This window comes from Bradyrhizobium sp. TM233, from assembly GCF_036247965.1.
GTDB lineage: Bacteria > Pseudomonadota > Alphaproteobacteria > Rhizobiales > Xanthobacteraceae > Bradyrhizobium > Bradyrhizobium ottawaense.
In genome coordinates, this window is sequence record NZ_BTIG01000015.1 from 1 (window position 1) to 15,886 (window position 15,886).

Below are 15,886 nucleotides of genomic sequence, written 5' to 3' on the forward strand. Positions count from 1 at the left end.
AATGTCGGTTCCTCCGGGACTTTCAACGACTTCGCCGGCGCCGGCGGCAACGACACCATCATCGGCAACGGCTCCACCCGCCTGAACTACCAGATCGCCGCCTCGAGCGTCAGCGTCGACCTCGAGACCAGCGTCGTCGGGACCACGAATGCGGTCACGGTTGCCGGCAGCGCCACGGGTGCGACCGAGGGCACCGACACCTTCACCGGCGTCAACGCGGTGCAGGGCTCGACGTTCGCCGACACGCTGCTCGGAAGCAGCTTCAACAACAACTTCACCGGTCTTGGCGGCGACGACTACATCGACGGCCGCGCCGGCTTCGACGTCGCCATCTACAACAGCCTCAGCACGGTCACGGGCGGCGTCAACATCGACATGGCGGCGGGCACGGCGAGCGGCGACGCGTCGATCGGGACCGATACGCTGCGTTCGATCGAGGGCATTCAGGGCACGGGCTACGCCGACAGCTATGTGGCGACCGGCTATGGCCAGCCCGGTGCGCTCAATATCGGCAACAACGGCACCTTCAACCAGTTCGAGGGCCTCGGCGGCGATGATGCCATCACCGGAAACGGCAACACCCGCGTCATTTATGCCAATGCGACCGCCGGCGTCACCATCAACCTCCAGGCCGGAACGGCCAGCGGCGATGCCTCGGTCGGCCACGACACGTTCTCCGGTGTCAACAGCGCCACCGGCAGCAATTATGCCGACCTGTTCGACGCAACCGGGTTCGCCGGCTTCAACGCCTTCCAGGGCCAGGGCGGCAACGATACCATCACCGGCAACGGCAGCACGCAAATCCAGTTCGGGAATGCGACCTCCGGCGTGATCGTCAGCCTCGCAAGCGGTACCGCGGACGGCGACGGTTCGGTGGGTCACGACACCATCATTGGAGGGGTCACCAACGTTGCGGGCTCGAACTTCAACGATACGATCACCGGTTCTGGCGGCAACGACCAGCTGTTCGGCAACGGTGGCAACGATCTGCTCAGCGGTGGCGCCGGCAACGACGGCCTGAACGGCGGCACCGGTGCAGACACATTTGTCTACGCCACCGGCGGCGGCGCCGACACCATCGGCGACTTCCTGCAGGCGGACGTCGACAAGATCGACCTCACGGGGATCCCTGGAGTCTCGACCCTTGCCGACGTTCAGGCGCTTGCCACTCAACAGGGGCCGAACACGGTCATCAACTTCGGCAATGGCGACACCCTCACCCTGCTGAACGTGACGCTGTCGAACCTCACGGCTGCCGACTTCATCCTGGGGCAGGGCGTGCATCTCACCGGCGACGCCGGCGCAAATACGCTGATCGGCACCGCCTACGCCGACAATCTGAGTGGCCTTGCGGGCAACGATCGCCTCAAGGGCCTCGACGGCAATGATCTACTCGACGGCGGCCTCGGCTTCGACCGCGCCGACTACGTCGCGGCAACGGGAGGCATTACCGCAAATCTCGCGGCAGGCTCCGTGACGGGACCTGGCGTCGGCACTGACACGCTGGCGAACGTCGAGGGGATCGTGGGCAGCGACTATGCCGACACGTTCAACGCGACCGGCTTTGCAGGCGATACCGGCATTGCCGGTACCAATGTGGGCTTCAACGAGTTCGAAGGCCGCGGAGGGAACGACAGCATCACGGGAGCGATGAACAGCCTGGGTGCGCTGCTGACCCGCATCTCGTATGCCAACGCAACGGGCAGCGTGACCGTCGATCTGACGGCCCATTCGGCGACGGGAAATGCTTCGGTCGGTACTGATACCTTGGTGGGTTCGGGCTTCGGGGGTGTTGTCGGCTCCGGATTTGTCGACCAACTGCTCGGCAGTGCCAATGGTCCGGGGACCGTGGAAATCTTCGAAGGCCGCGCCGGCGACGACTTCATCGACGGCCGGGCTGGCTTCGACCGGGCGGACTACGCGCTCGATCCGGCCGCGGTGGGCGGAATCGACGTTCAACTGGCCTTGGGAACCGTGACGGGCGACGCCGCGACGGTGGGCACCGACACGCTGCGATCGGTCGAGTCCGTGCGCGGCTCGAACGCCGCGGACGTCTTCAACGCTGTTGGCTTCAGCGGATCCAGCCAAAATGCCGGGTCCAACGGCACGTTCAACGAATTCATCGGCATGGGAGGTGACGACAGCATCGTCGGCAACGGAAACACGCGCGTTGCCTTCACCAACGCAACCGGCGGGGTAACCGTCGATCTGCTGGCAGGTACTGCGAGTGGCGACGCCTCCACGGGCAGCGATACGTTCAGCGGCGTCAACGCCGTGATGGGGTCGATGTTCAACGACACCATCCGCGGCAGCAACATTACAACGGCAACGGAGACGTTCACCGGCTTTGCCGGTGACGACTTCATCGACGGCCGCGGTGGCTTCGACATCATAAGCTACAACAACCTCTACTTCTCCACCGGCCCGGTCACCATCGACTTCACGGCGGGCGCCGCGACCGGTGACGGATCGATCGGAAATGATACGTTCCGCGGGATCGAGGGCGCCCAGGGCACCAACTTCAACGATGTCTTCACGGCCACGAATTTCGGCGCCGTCGGTTTCCAGAACGGCGCAACCAACAACGTCGGCAACAACGGCAACTTCAACCAGTTCGAGGGCCTGGCCGGCAACGACACGATCACCGGCAACGGCAACACCCGCGTCATTTATGCTAGCGCGACCGATGCCGTGACGATCAACCTGCAGGCGGGAACTGCGACCGGCGGCGGCTCGATCGGCACCGACACCTATGTGGGCGTCAACAGTGCGACCGGCAGCAACCAGAACGACACCTACGATGCCACAGGCTTCACCGGCGTCTCCTCGGCCGGATCGTTCGGCACTTTCAACCTGTTCGAAGGCCTGCTCGGCAACGATACCATCACCGGTAACGGCAATACGCGGGTCTCGTATTCCCAGGCGAGCGGGGGCGGAGTTTCCGTCGACCTTTCGACGGGACTTGTGAGCGGTGCGGCCGGCGCCGACTTCATCACGGGAGGCGTCAACAGCGTCCAGGGTTCGAACCAGGTCGACACGCTGTTCGGCAGCTCGAATAACGAGTTCTTCTTCGGCGGCGGCAGTGGCGACACGATCAACGCAGGTGGCGGGAACGACGGCATCACCGGCCAGGGCGGCAACGATACGATCGACGGCGACGCCGGCACCGACATGGTGATCTTCTCGGGTACGCAATCGCAATACACTGTCACGACGGCTGGAACGATCCAGGTTCAAGACAATGTCGTGAACCGTGACGGCACCGACGGTCTGACCAATGTCGAAGTGCTGCAGTTCAGCGACGCCATCGTGTTGCTGTCATCGGGCTCGTTGGCGAGTCCGATCGATCTCTCGACGCAACAGTTCTCTAACACGGCACCCGTGATCGGAACGGCCGGAGACGATTATCTTCGCGTCGGAGCCAATATCTTCGGACACGGGCTCAATCTGGGAGCCGGGACGGGCGATACCGTCCTGCTCAACGGCACCTTTGGTAACGGCTACACGCTCAATCTCTCGGGTGTCGAAAACCTGGTCGGCAGCGGCAACGACGAATTCGTCAACCTCACGACGACCGCCAACGGACTGGTCGTCGACCTCGGGGGTGGCAATGATCAGCTCAATCTCGCGGGCGGCGCCAACACGGTCAGCCTGATTGGCGTCGAGGGGGTCGGCGGATCCGATTTCGGTGCGACGCCCGGCGTCAACGACGTGCTCACCTTGTCGACGACGGTGACGGGCCTGAACATCAGCCTCGGCAACGGCGACAATACGATGAACCTCGCTGCCGGCGCGAACTCGTTCGTGAACATCTACGACGTCAATCACGTGCACGGAACCGCGAGCGACGACACCTTGACTGTCACCGGTGCGATCGCAGCGGTCAACGGCGTCGCGATCGACCTTGGCGGCGGCGAGGATACGATCGCCCTCAACGGAAACTTCGCTGCATTCGCCGCGACCGGCGTCGAGCACATCAACGGCAATTCGGGCGACAATTCGCTCAGCTTGACGAACAATGTCGATGGCATCGTCATCGACATGGGCGGTGGAAACGATCTGGTGTCCCTCGCCAATGGGGTGAACTCGGTCAGCATCAGTGGCGTCGAAAACCTCAACGGCAGTGATTTCACCGGCAATCTCAACCCGTCGGACGATACGGTCACGCTTCTGAACACCGTGTCCGGAGTGACGGTCAACCTCGGCGAAGGGACGGCCAACGTCCTGAATCTCGCCGCAGGCAGCAATTCGTTCGACAATCTGTGGAACGTGAATCTGCTCAACGGGAGCTCGTCGGACGACGTTCTGACGCTGCAGGGCAGCCCGGCGAATGTGATCGATCTCGGTGACGGCAACGACACTCTGAACTTCAACGGGAACGTCTACGACATCACGGTGACCAACGTCGAAACCGTCAATGCCGCCGCGAACTTCGACAGGATCACGATCGGCAATGCGTCAGGTAACACGACGATCACTGCCGGCGCGGGTGCGGATGAGATCTTCGCCAGCGCGGGCCATGACAACTTCCGTTTCGCCAGCATTGCGGATTCCGCCGCCGGTGCTGCGGATACCATTCACAATTTCGACGCTGACAATGACAGCTTTAGGTTCTCGGGCATCAGCGTCGCCGGCGGTCACATCGAGTACGTGGAGAATGCCGCGCTGCTCGGCGGCAACCAGGCTTCGGCTCACTTGCAGAATTCCGGGCCCGGTAACGACTATCTTCAGATCGATGTCGACGGCGACGGAACGAGCGATATGGACGTGAGCCTGCAAAATGCGACGGGCACACTGCACAACAGCAACTTCCTGTTGGCCTAAGAGGGAACCGGCTTCGGAGCGGGGGTCGCCAGCCGTCGTCCCGGCAGTCGCCGTTGGGATTTACGACGTGCATGTTCACGGCTGGATCGCATCGCTCGCTGGCTTCCAATCCGAGCGAAACCGGCGAGGCAATCGGCACGCGAGCCCAAGCAAAAACCGCCGCCACCGGCTATCCGGTGGATCGGCGGTCTGTGATCGAAGGTGGCTGGGTCGAAGGGGCTGGGCTCTTAAGGGTTCTTACCCAAGCGTTCCCCCGCTCACCGAACGTACCAATAACCCCACCAGCGCTGAGACACCGGACGCGCCTGCGCCTTCATGGCGGCGACTTCCTCGACGGAGCGAAGCTGCGGGCCGTAGATCGCGGGCGGATAGACGTCATCCCACAGCACGGCCCCGGTTTGCGCGTAGGCCGCCCGCTGATGTGCCGGAGCAAGCGCGAGCTCGGCGGCCGGCGCTGCGGATGCTGTCAAAACGAGGCCGAGAGCAGACAGGGCAATGGATGGAATACGAGCGCGGACGGTCATTGGATTGAATCCCTCGTAATATGAGATGCGAAATAATGCGACGGGTCTCGAATGGTTGCAAGGGCATGGATTGGCCGGTTGGCCCGAAATTTCCTGTTCGTGGGGAGGCGCGCCAGGTCCGTTCGACGGCAACAGGCTTGGCCGGATCGGGATCGTAGGGGCACCTCTCTAATAGAGTGATTCTTATAGAGTGGTCTTGATCGCAGCGGTCGACGCGCGGGAAGTTGTGCCGCATGCACGTAAGAGGTCAGGCATGAACAATCTTTCGGCGCCCGGATGCGGCGAGAATCATGATGTCGACACACTGCTCCCTCTTGATGAGTCCCGGACTATCTAGGGCGACTCCCATGACTTCTGCATTCCTCTCCGCTTTCATTTTCGGCGCTGGCCTCACCTTGGGCTACGCGGCGCGTGGTTGGCGCGTCCAACGAAGCCCTGCGAACTCATCCCGCGGCGCCTCGCGCCGAATGGCCGGGCCGACTCCCACCTCGACGTTCGGCCACGCACGACGAGCCTTTTAGGCAACGTCCGATTCGCTGGCGGGATCTCACTGACACGAATGGGGCATGACGAGATGAGCGAACCCAAGAAGGACGCGCCGCGGCGTTACATCGTCGATGGCGCCGGACAGCGCGTGCTTGTCGGACTGACGATCTCGGAGACGGTCGAGTTTGAAGCGCTGGATAATCCGAGCACCCGCCCCGGCGCCGACTTGCTGGTCGAGGCGCGCCGTGTCCGCCAGGACAGGCATGGGGAGCGTTGGCTGGAGCTTTACGTCAAGCACGAGCGAGCCTGGAACGATTGGATGGCCGAAACACGTGCGCGGCAGGAAAAGCCCCGCTTGCTCAACTAGATCCCGCAGAGGTCGATGCTATCCGGGTCGCGAGACAGTTTCGGCAGGCCGATGGGCAAGCTGTCGCGGCCAAGTTCCCACGTCATACAGCGAGCATGCGGCTACCCTGGATGCTCATTAGGGTGAGGTTGCCGGTCGCATAGGCGCCGGTGTCGATGTTGACACGGTTCGCCATGAACTCGGCGCTGCGAACCGGCGTATGACCATGCACGATATATTTGCCGAACTGCTCCTCGCTCCGCAGGAACTCTTCGCGAATCCAGAGCAGATCGCGCTCCGTCTGCTCGGCCAGCGGAACGCCCGGGCGAACGCCGGCGTGAACGAAGAAGAAGTCCCCGCAACTGAAGCTCAGCCGCAGATTGTCGAGGAATTCCAGATGCTCGGTGGGCATCGCCCGAATCAAATCGCGCATGATCGATGCCGGTTCGTCGCGCTTCAGGTCCGGCGGGGCGAGCCCGTAGGACATCAGCGTCTGGGTCCCGCCGACGGCAATCCAATCCTCGAACAGCGAAGGGTCTTCGAACACCCTCACCAGAAATGCCTCGTGATTCCCTTTGAGGAAAACCGCATTGCCCCGGCGGCTCCGTTCGATCAGGACGTCGAGGGTGGAGCGCGTATCCGGGCCGCGATCGATGTAATCGCCCATGAAGACCTCGATCGCGTAGCGCGGCCGGCTGCAGGCAACGTCGGCGTCGATCACCCGCAACATGGGCTGGAGCAGATGCGCGCATCCATGAATGTCCGAGATCGCATAGATGCGGACTCCCTCCGGCAATTGCGGTTTGGGAATAGGCGGGCGTGGTCGGGCGAGAGATATCATGGCGCTCAATCGATCGGGTGGTTGAAAAATTTCCCCAAGTCGCCGGCACCGGAGAGCGTCCATCCGACACGAACAGCGAAGGGAGCGTCCTTGTTCTCCGGTTCGATCACGCCAAAAGAAGGGCACGGCACTTTTTGCCCACCTCGCGGCACTATGGTGCGAAAGATCGGTCCCGCAGAAATTGCATCGCTGAATGCGAGAGCGCAGCAAAGATGCATGCCTAAGCGAAATTTCGCGGCGCACGCGAAGATAGAAATCCAACGGAGTTCTCGTAAACGACTCGTTGCGAGTCGTCGGAGCGTCGCCTCGCCTGAAAGATGAGCGAAGAAGCGCTCGCGCGACGATCATATGGTCTCGCCGAACGTGGAACTTGATTCAAAATAGGGCAACGCGTTCGCTCGTATGTCATCACTGTGACGACATTTTCAGCGCGCCGAATTTCGCTGCGCATTTCAACACGGCGCATGATCCGTGCGCCGCAAAAGTTTTGCGTGCGGCGCCACAATGTCGCTGCGATCAAACAACACTTTCCGCGCGGGGAAGTGACGAGTCTTCAGCATCACGATGAGCGTCAGGCACTCTCTCGATAGGCAGAGGTTCGAATGGCTGTTGCAACTTATGGTTCTGAAAACGCTCACACGTTGTCGTCGACGCGCGGCAACGCGCTTCAGAGGCCATTTCAGATCGTCGTCATGGCTGCTGACTTTCTGGTGATCTTGTTGAGCTATGCTGCCGGCGCTTCGCTGTACGGCGCGGCCGTCGCTTCGCCCGCCGACAGTGCTTCGGTGGGAGCCGGGTTGTTCGTCGGCGTGGTGTTCGTCGCGGTCGCCTATTTCCGGGATGTCTATGCCACGCATCGCCTGCTCAACGTCGTCTGGCAGCTTCGAAAGGCGGTGTTGATCTGGCTGACGTCGCTGACGATCCTGGCCGTTGCGGCCTTTCTGCTGAAATCGACGGACAATCTGTCCCGCGGTACCGTCATCGTCTTCGCCGTGATCGGCGGAGCTGGCTTGATCAGCCTCCGCTTCGTCTGGCAGGCGGTGTTCGGCACGAGCTTTGCGAGAAGCCGGCTGGTCGATCGCAAGGTGATCCTGCTCAGCCTCAAGCCGCTCGACTTCACCTCCAGCCGCTTCAAGGACCTTCGGAGGAATGGCTTCGACGTCACGCGCCATTTCGTGCTCGGCGAGGAGCGGGATGACGGCCATTGGGAGCGGCAGATTCGCGACGTGATCCGTCAGTCGCGCTCCGCGGATGTCGATGAATACCTGCTTGCGATCGACTGGAACGAATTGCCGATGCTCCGCAAGCTCGGGCCATATCTGCGGGCCGTCCCCCAGCCGATACGGCTGTTGCCGGACGATCCGGTCGCCGATCTGGTGGCTCGTCCCTTCCTGCCGGTCAGCGGAACCGTCGCGGTCGAAATTCAGCGGCCGCCTCTCACCATTCTCGAGCGGTTGCAAAAGCGCTGTCTCGACGTCGGCGTGGCCCTGTTCGCGCTCGTGATCTTGACGCCGCTGCTGCTGACCGTTGCCGTGCTGATCAAGCTGGATTCCCCGGGTGCGGTCATATTCCGCCAATCGCGCCGCGGCTTCAATGGCAGGCCGTTTGAGATCTGGAAGTTCCGAAGCATGACCGTTTGCGAAAACGGCGAAACGATTGCCCAGGCGACCAAGAGGGATGCTCGGGTCACCAAGATCGGGCGCTTCCTTCGTATGACGAGCATCGACGAACTGCCGCAGCTCTGGAACGTGCTGCGCGGGGACATGTCGTTGGTTGGACCGCGTCCGCACGCGCTGGCCCATGACAATTACTATGATGAGATCATCAGCAAGTACGTCTACCGCCATCACATGAAGCCGGGCCTGACCGGCTGGGCCCAGGTGAACGGGTTCAGAGGGGAAACGCCGACGATCGATCTGATGGAGAAGCGGGTCGAATATGACGTCTGGTACGTCAGCAACTGGAGTATCTGGCTCGACCTGAAGATTATGGCCCGGACGGCGTCCGCCGTCATGTTCCAGGAAGCTTACTAGTCGTTCAGTTTCTTCACGGTCCGGAACCGGAGCCTCGAGGGATCAGGTTCCGTCTCTCGACGACCTGCTGAAGAGCCGCATGATCGCATCGCGCAAGGCGAGCAACGGTGGCACCAGCACGAAGAAGGCCCCCATCGCAACGGAAACGATGACATGGCGGATCGAGAAAGGTTCGTCCTGCTCGATTTCCCGTTGGCTCGGGTCGATGGGCGCGGGTGAGAACGTCGTCGCCATCGGCTGCGGACGCGGCTTGCGTGGGGGAACCACGATCAACACGAACAGGATGTTGAGCAGAACCCAAATTGTCAAAATCGTCAGGACGATCAGCATTTCGAGTCCGCCGGAAAAGAACGATAAATATCAGCCGAGGTTAGCCTCAGTGACCCCAGAAGGAAAGATGCCCAAAGTTTCGGCATTGTGAGGCATCAGCCTCGGATTGTCTCGTCTTATCGACAGATGATTGCCAGGAGGTGCACTGTCCTGGCGACCACCGCCTTCGTCAATCCTTGCTTTTGGCTAGAGCAATAACTGCAAGTTGTGGATTCCGGATGAATACGGAGGCCTCAGCTGTCCGGGTGGGCTCGGCGCAATCTTCGGTCTCGTGCGCGAAGGCGCCCTCGATCGCCTTCAGGCGACAGTTCCGCAAAACGCGAAAAAGGGCCCGCTGTCAAATGGCAGCGGGCCCGAGGTCGTTCCAGTTCGGCTGGGCGCGTCGCCGCGCCTTCTAAAGCGCGATGCGATCAGGATGAATCGTCATCGCGCTTTAGGTTGTTGTTTAAGCATGATCTTTTCGGAGAACCGCTGCGCGCTCTTCCGCATCATGCTCTAGGCATGCTCGACGTAGTAGCTGTTGTGGTGCTTGCCCTTGTACGCCTCGATGCGCTTGAGCATCTTCGGGTTGGCGCGGTTGAGCACGGCACCGAGCAATTTCTTCTGCAGGACTTCCGACCCGGAAACCGACTCCTGAAGAGCGCTTCGTGTCGTCTGCCCCCACTCGATCACATAGACCATGGCATCGATCAGGAAGCTGACGGCCTTGGAATCCGCGACCGGCATCACCGGGGCAAGATCGATCACGATATACTCATAATGCTCTTTCAGCACCTTGAGCAGATCGGCCATCGCCTTCGATCCAATGACGTCTGCCGAATTGACCATGCGGGAGGCCACGACCGACGGCAGGAAATCCAGGCCCGTTTCCTTGCTTCGCTGCACATGGTAACCCAGGCTGGACGGATCGCTGAGCGCCTCTACCAGTCCGCTCTTGGCGTTCGGCGCGAGCTCTCGGGTGAGCGAGCGCGTGTGCAGATCGCCGTCGATCAGGACCGTGCGATGCCCGGTGAGGGCAATCAGCTGGGCGAAGTTGGCCGCCACCGTCGTCTTTCCTTCCTTGGGAAGGGAGGACACGATGCCAATCACCTTGATCTCGCGGGTCAGGCGCGCAACGTCGATCGACACCTTGATGTTGCGCAACGTCTCGGCAAACCGCGAGAATGGATGGTCGACGACGTAGCGGGACAGATCGGGTGGACTGGTCTTCGCGGACGTGGAAAGCAACGCGCCGGTCTTCGTCGGCGGACGAATGTCGGGCAGGACACCGAGGCACTTCACGCCGAGCTCGTCCTCGACCTCGCCGGGGGTCCGCAACACGTCGCTGAGCAGTTCGCGGGCAAAGGCGGCGCCGAAGCCGAGGCAGAGGCCGCCCACCAGGCCTCCCACCAGCGCCAGGACCGTGCGCGGTGAACTCTTGCGATCCGGCTTGGTGGCGGTGCTGATGAGGCGCGCCTCGCTGAGCGGAAAGCTCTGGTTCTGCGTGGCGCTCTGCAGCTTCTCGAGGAAGTTGTTGTAGAGGTTGCGGTAGGTGTCGGCGGCGCTTTCGAGATCGCGCAGCTTGACTGCAGCCTGGCCGGTATCGCCGGCCTGGGCGACGAGTTCCTTTACGTTCTTCTCGAGCGAGGCTTCTCGGCTCTTTGCGATCTCATAGTCGCTGCGATAGGCGTCGCCGATCCGATGCAACTCGTCGGCGATGTTCTTGCGCAGCTCCTCCATCTTGTTGGCCAGATTGACCGCAGCCAGATGTTGCTTGCCATAGCGCCGGGACCAGTCGGCATACTGGGCCTGGAGGTCCAGATATTGCGCGCGCAGGCGGGTGATGACCGAGTTGTTGAGAGCATCGGTCACCGTCGATTGTGCGACGTCCTGGTCCGAAATCGCGGTGATCCGGTCGAGCCGGGCCTTGGCTTCGGCCGTCGACGCCCGCGCTTGAACCAGCTGGGTGTTGAGGTCCGACAATTGCTGTTCGGACATCAGGCCGCGGCTGGTTCCGACGATGTTGTTTTCGGCCTTGAAGGTCTGCACGGCACGGTCGCTGGCGGTTGCCTGCTCGCTCAGCTCAATGCTGCGCTGCTGAAGCCATTCGGTTGCCCGCTTGGTGGACTGATATTTGGCTTCCAGGGCGCCGACAAGGTAGGCGCTGGCGACGGCGTTGACGATCTTGGCGGCCTTGTCAGGGCTTCGCGAGCGATAGTTCAGCGACAAGACATAGGTCGTCAGGACGCGCTCCGTCCTGAGGTTCTTCTGAACCTGCTCGACCACGGCGTGCTCCAGTCGCTCCTGCGACGCCGGTTCTCCGGTGCCGAACAACGACATGAACTTGCCGAGGACGATCGAAAGCAGACCCGGATTGGAGCCATTGAACTCCGGATCGTCCGTCAGCTTCAGGCGACGGACCACCGAGAGGATCAGGTCGTCCGAGTTGATGACCTCAACCTGGCTGTCGACGTATCCGGTATCGATGAGGGCGCTGTTGGCGTTGCTGTCCTTGTCCAGCACCTGCGCCTGACGGGTATCCATCATGATGCGGGCATTCGCCGTGTACATGGGTTGCGCCATGATCAGATAGACGATCACCAGCGCCAGCGAAGCGCCGGTGCACACCGCGATGATCGGCCACTGCCGGCGCAGGACGTCGGCCACGCGCTCGAAGCTGAGGACCGCTCCGCCGAATTCGATCCCGAATCTGTGGCCCGACGGGAAATGCTCTCTAGGCTGATACATTTGCTAATTCGCTGCCTTTTGACGATCGCTGATCAATTCGGAAGGGGGACGGGTTTGAACGGGTTGGCCAGCTTGGTCTTCCACTCGCCTTCGAGCAGCGCCCCGCCTCGGGGCGGTTGCGCACGGCCCTTGTCTTGCGATTGGGCCTGGGCGCCGGAGGCGTCCTCTCCGGCGGCGGAATAACCTGCTTGCACGTTGAGATCGCCGATCCGCTGCGTGAAATCCCTGATCTTGCGCGCAGCCTCCGGCTTCGTCGACGTGCACCGCCCTTCGGCGATCCTCAACGCGGCGCCAATGGCTGAACGGTCGGTTGAAGTCGACGCCGAGATGAGGGTCTGCACGGACGGCAACACCGACGGGTTCGTGGCGATAAAGGTGGCGAGCCGATATCTCAGCTTCTCCTTGTCATTGCGCAGCTGCTCCAGAAGCGAGGAGGGCGATTTTACGAACGTGTCGAGTTGGAGCTGCGAGGCACGATCCGTAAATTCGACGCACTGGGCGCGGCAAGCATCGATGCTCGACACCATCAAGGCAAAACCTGCCAAGACGATCTTTAGCCATCGCGATCTCGCAAGACGACGTGTCAGTCCGCAACCCATCTGTGTCCCTTCCTCCCTGTTGCAATAGGAGAACACGCGAAACTTGGCAGGCAACTGTGTCAATTTTTGTGCGGCGCAAAAGATGGGTGCGTGTGCTCGACGACAACGCGTGCCTTGCCCGTTTCCCGATCGGTTGCAAAAGGAAGATATGCAATGCCTGCGAGATCGGCACGCTCACGCCCAGGAATGTTGCAAACTGAAAACATATGAGGCGTTGCACGTCGAAATGCAGCGAGCATGCGTCGCAAAACCGACACAAGTCGTCACGCGAGTCATTGTTCCCGCCTGCGAGAAGATATCAGCGAGATATACGCGGCATCGTGAATGCGGAGAGATCAATGTCCTTGCGGTCGTCATGATCGCAACAGCGCCGAATTTCGCGCACACTTTGCACGCAAATACTCGCAATCATCACGACCGAATTGATTTGCGCGTCGACGCACTTCGATCTCAAGCAAAAAGTGGCGTGAACTTGGCGCTCGCATGTCCGAATGATCTGCGAGCGTTGAAATTATCGTCGACCCTCATGCGTCGAATGCGAGTCCGCGATCGCAGAGATTGAATGCGCGCGAGACCTGATACACACTGCTGCGGTGCAATAGCTACGGAATGTTGATGTGACGGAGATGGTTCATCGTGAGAAGGCGCATGTCCTGCCGCTCGACAGCATCCGGGGGATCGCCGCGACGTCGGTGGTGATTCACCATCTCCTGCTGATGCCGACTTTCCTCGCGGCGTTCCCGCACAATGCGTGGATCAACTGCGCGTTCTTCAGGAGTTCCTGGCTGCTGGTGGATCTTTTCTTCGTTCTTAGCGGGATCGTTATGTCGCTCAGTTACGTCGAGAGCGACTTCGGGCGCTTCTCGCTGCGCGAGTTCATGGTGCGGCGCCTGGCGCGGGTCTATCCGCTGCACATCGTCATGCTGATGGCAAATCTTCTGTTTCGCCTCCTGAGGATCGGCCTGGTCATGGCCGGTGTCGTGGTGGCCGCGCCGGCGGCGTTCGAAGTGAACAATGCCTATTCCTTCGGTCTCAACGTGCTGCTGCTGCATTCGATGGGGTTCATCGATTATCTCAGCTGGAATGCGCCGAGCTGGAGCATCAGCGTCGAGTTCTACACATATCTGGTGTTTGGCCTGATCGTGCTGCTGGCCCAGCGCATGCGTTCGCTGTTGTGGTTCTACGTTCTCTGTGGACTGCTCGCGGTGGGAAGCCTGGTCGTGATCATTTTCGTGCTCGACAAGAGGAGCCTCGGGCTCCAAACCGACTTCGGCATCCTGCGCTGCTTCGTGAGCTTCTTTCTGGGCGTGCTGACGGTGAGGATCGTCGATCGCCTGCCCGGCAGGCCGAGCCAGTGGGTGCAGGGAGCGCTGCAATTCGCCGCCATGATCGCGAGCATCGCCCTGGTGTCCCTGGCGGAGACCAATCCCGCGGCAACTTTCCTCGCGCCGGTGACGTTTGCGGTCTTCCTCGGCAGTTTGATGGCCTTTCCGGATGCGCTGCTGGTGCCGCGGATGCTGGTGGCCGGGCCGCTGGTCTGGCTCGGGAAGCGGTCCTACTCCATCTACATGGTGCACGCGCTCGTGGTGCTGCTCGCCGAATATTTCGTGCGGGCCGTGGGGGCGGGGCGGATCGCCGCGCTGGATTCGGTCTGGGCGGGCCTGCCGGCGACGCTGAATCTCGTCGTCTCGCTGGCCGCCGTGCTGGTGGTCTCGCACTTCACTTATCTCTACGTCGAAATCCCCGGCGGCAAGTTCATGCGAAATGTGCTCGGAAGCCGTCGGGATTTCGCGCGATCCCCCGCGCCATCGGCGCGGCTGACGAACTGAGTCGGGCATGACCATCCTCACACTGCAACGGCCGCGGCTCATCCTGATCAGCCTCAGCATCGAGGCGATCGCGCTCGGGGTCTATCTGGTCCGCGACGCCTTTGGCGGCGTGATCCGCTATTACACCAGCATCTATCACATGGATGCGCTCTGGTATCTGCCCGATGCCGTCGCGCTCGCGTGCCTGATCCAGTTCATCGTGCATTGCATCTTGCGTAATCGCAGCACCCTGGCCCTGTTGGTGTTGGTCCAGATCATGCTGTCGCTCGTGCTTGGCTACTTCATGCTGGGAACGGCAAACGCGGCGATCTCGTCTTTCAAGATGATGCTGCCGGTGTTCGTCGGCTTCTGCTTCTGTGATTCGAGTCTCGGCTCGTACAAGAAGCTGCTGGCGGTCATCGCCGTGACCTTCTACCTCTCGGTCATCGGGGTGCTGCTGACCAAATTCTATCTCATGCCCTGGGTCGGGTATAAATATGAGTCCTTTGGCGCGGTTCGGGAGGCGGGCCGGCTGTGGTGGGCCTATGGCGGCGACGACCAGCGCCTGATGGGCTTTGCGGCCGACAACACCATGGCGGCCTTCTTCATCCTTGTGTCGTTCGCGATCACGTCGATTCGCAAGAGCACGACGTGGTGCCTTCTGTTCGGCTCCCTCGCGGTCTATGTCATCAAGCTGACCACGAGCAAGACGACCATGATCGTCCTCGTGCTCTATCTGCTCCTGCTCGTGTTCGTGCGTATGCTGCCGGAGAAGTCGCGCTTTCCCGCAATCAGGGGCATCGCGCAGTGGTCCTTTGCCGCGATCTTCGTTCCGTTCTTCATGATCGTGGTCGCATCGGGTACCGCGGCGGTGCCGCATTCGACCCTGTTCAGCATCGTCGATCGCATCAACAACAGCTGGCAGTTGCCGTTCGTCTACATGAACCAACTCATGCCGATCGGTCTGGTGACGGGCTGCGGCGCGGGCTGCTTCAACTATCCGCAGAAGCTGTTTTCGCCGCTCGCGCACTTCTGGGTGCCCGTCGACAATTTCTACATCGGGACCTACCTGATGTTCGGCCTGCCGTTCGTTGCCTTCATGGTGATGGTGTTCAGGGCGACATTCGGCGCGACCGACGTGTACAAGCTGACGCTGATCTTCGTCGTCAACCTGTTCACGATCACGGTGTTGAACTACGGCCCGGCGTCCGGCCTCCTGATCATCGCCTTGAGCTTCAGCGAAGTGTTTTCGCGCCGCGCGGCCTCCGCACGGGCGGGCGACGCCGTGCCGATCGTCATGCGGCCGCCGATGCCGTCATTGGAGGGCTTCCGCCCGGACATACCGGCGGCGAGCGGAAGCAGGTGAGA

General features: G+C 61.4%; 10 protein-coding genes. 5 read left to right on the forward strand and 5 right to left on the reverse strand.

From position 1 onward, the window contains the following. Window positions 1-4,824 (forward strand): beta strand repeat-containing protein (locus AABA86_RS25605; RefSeq protein ID WP_445083490.1); only part of this gene is annotated, 4,824 nt, incomplete at its 5' end. Window positions 4,825-5,081: 257 nt separating this feature from the next. Here the strand turns inward: AABA86_RS25605 and AABA86_RS25610 are convergent. Continuing rightward, window positions 5,082-5,348, reverse strand: a complete 267-nt coding sequence (locus AABA86_RS25610) for a hypothetical protein (protein WP_212249178.1) — start codon at window positions 5,346-5,348, stop codon at window positions 5,082-5,084. 574 nt (window positions 5,349-5,922) lie between these two features. Here AABA86_RS25610 and AABA86_RS25615 point away from each other — a divergent pair. After that, on the forward strand, window positions 5,923-6,201 hold the full coding sequence (locus AABA86_RS25615) for a hypothetical protein (protein ID WP_246550437.1): 279 nt from the start codon (window positions 5,923-5,925) through the stop codon (window positions 6,199-6,201). 82 nt (window positions 6,202-6,283) lie between these two features. Here AABA86_RS25615 and AABA86_RS25620 read toward each other — a convergent pair whose 3' ends face one another. Continuing rightward, the gene (locus tag AABA86_RS25620) at window positions 6,284-7,021 is read right to left on the reverse strand and encodes a metallophosphoesterase family protein (protein ID WP_338308937.1); all 738 of its coding nucleotides are present in this window, start codon (window positions 7,019-7,021) and stop codon (window positions 6,284-6,286) included. Between the two features lie 602 nt (window positions 7,022-7,623). Here AABA86_RS25620 and AABA86_RS25625 point away from each other — a divergent pair. After that, on the forward strand, window positions 7,624-9,054 hold the full coding sequence (locus AABA86_RS25625; protein WP_212249180.1) for an undecaprenyl-phosphate glucose phosphotransferase: 1,431 nt from the start codon (window positions 7,624-7,626) through the stop codon (window positions 9,052-9,054). A 42-nt stretch (window positions 9,055-9,096) separates the two neighbouring features. On the opposite strand, the gene AABA86_RS25630 is transcribed toward AABA86_RS25625, so the two are convergent. The 3 genes from AABA86_RS25630 to AABA86_RS25640 all read right to left on the reverse strand — a co-directional run bounded on the left by AABA86_RS25630 (window position 9,097) and on the right by AABA86_RS25640 (window position 12,656). Beyond that, window positions 9,097-9,384 carry a hypothetical protein gene (locus AABA86_RS25630; protein WP_212249181.1) on the reverse strand — a complete coding sequence of 96 codons (288 nt, stop codon included), beginning with the start codon at window positions 9,382-9,384 and terminating at the stop codon, window positions 9,097-9,099. Window positions 9,385-9,879: 495 nt separating this feature from the next. Continuing rightward, window positions 9,880-12,111, reverse strand: coding sequence for a Wzz/FepE/Etk N-terminal domain-containing protein (locus AABA86_RS25635; RefSeq protein WP_212249182.1), 2,232 nt, complete (start codon window positions 12,109-12,111; stop codon window positions 9,880-9,882). A gap of 32 nt (window positions 12,112-12,143) precedes the next feature. Further along, complete coding sequence (locus AABA86_RS25640; protein ID WP_338308850.1) at window positions 12,144-12,656, reverse strand: hypothetical protein; 513 nt, start codon at window positions 12,654-12,656, stop codon at window positions 12,144-12,146. Between the two features lie 680 nt (window positions 12,657-13,336). Here AABA86_RS25640 and AABA86_RS25645 point away from each other — a divergent pair. Then, window positions 13,337-14,539 carry an acyltransferase family protein gene (locus tag AABA86_RS25645; RefSeq protein ID WP_212249370.1) on the forward strand — a complete coding sequence of 401 codons (1,203 nt, stop codon included), beginning with the start codon at window positions 13,337-13,339 and terminating at the stop codon, window positions 14,537-14,539. Between the two features lie 7 nt (window positions 14,540-14,546). Continuing rightward, on the forward strand, window positions 14,547-15,884 hold the full coding sequence (locus tag AABA86_RS25650) for a hypothetical protein (RefSeq protein WP_338308851.1): 1,338 nt from the start codon (window positions 14,547-14,549) through the stop codon (window positions 15,882-15,884). The last annotated feature ends 2 nt before the right edge of the window (window positions 15,885-15,886 follow it).

Coding starts and splice junctions, on each gene's coding strand:
- AABA86_RS25610 (WP_212249178.1), bottom strand. CDS start 5,348: ATGACCGTCCGCGCTCGTATTCCATCCATTGCCCTGTCTGCTCTCGGC.
- AABA86_RS25615 (WP_246550437.1), top strand. CDS start 5,923: ATGAGCGAACCCAAGAAGGACGCGCCGCGGCGTTACATCGTCGATGGC.
- AABA86_RS25620 (WP_338308937.1), bottom strand. CDS start 7,021: ATGATATCTCTCGCCCGACCACGCCCGCCTATTCCCAAACCGCAATTG.
- AABA86_RS25625 (WP_212249180.1), top strand. CDS start 7,624: ATGGCTGTTGCAACTTATGGTTCTGAAAACGCTCACACGTTGTCGTCG.
- AABA86_RS25630 (WP_212249181.1), bottom strand. CDS start 9,384: ATGCTGATCGTCCTGACGATTTTGACAATTTGGGTTCTGCTCAACATC.
- AABA86_RS25635 (WP_212249182.1), bottom strand. CDS start 12,111: ATGTATCAGCCTAGAGAGCATTTCCCGTCGGGCCACAGATTCGGGATC.
- AABA86_RS25645 (WP_212249370.1), top strand. CDS start 13,337: ATGGTTCATCGTGAGAAGGCGCATGTCCTGCCGCTCGACAGCATCCGG.
- AABA86_RS25650 (WP_338308851.1), top strand. CDS start 14,547: ATGACCATCCTCACACTGCAACGGCCGCGGCTCATCCTGATCAGCCTC.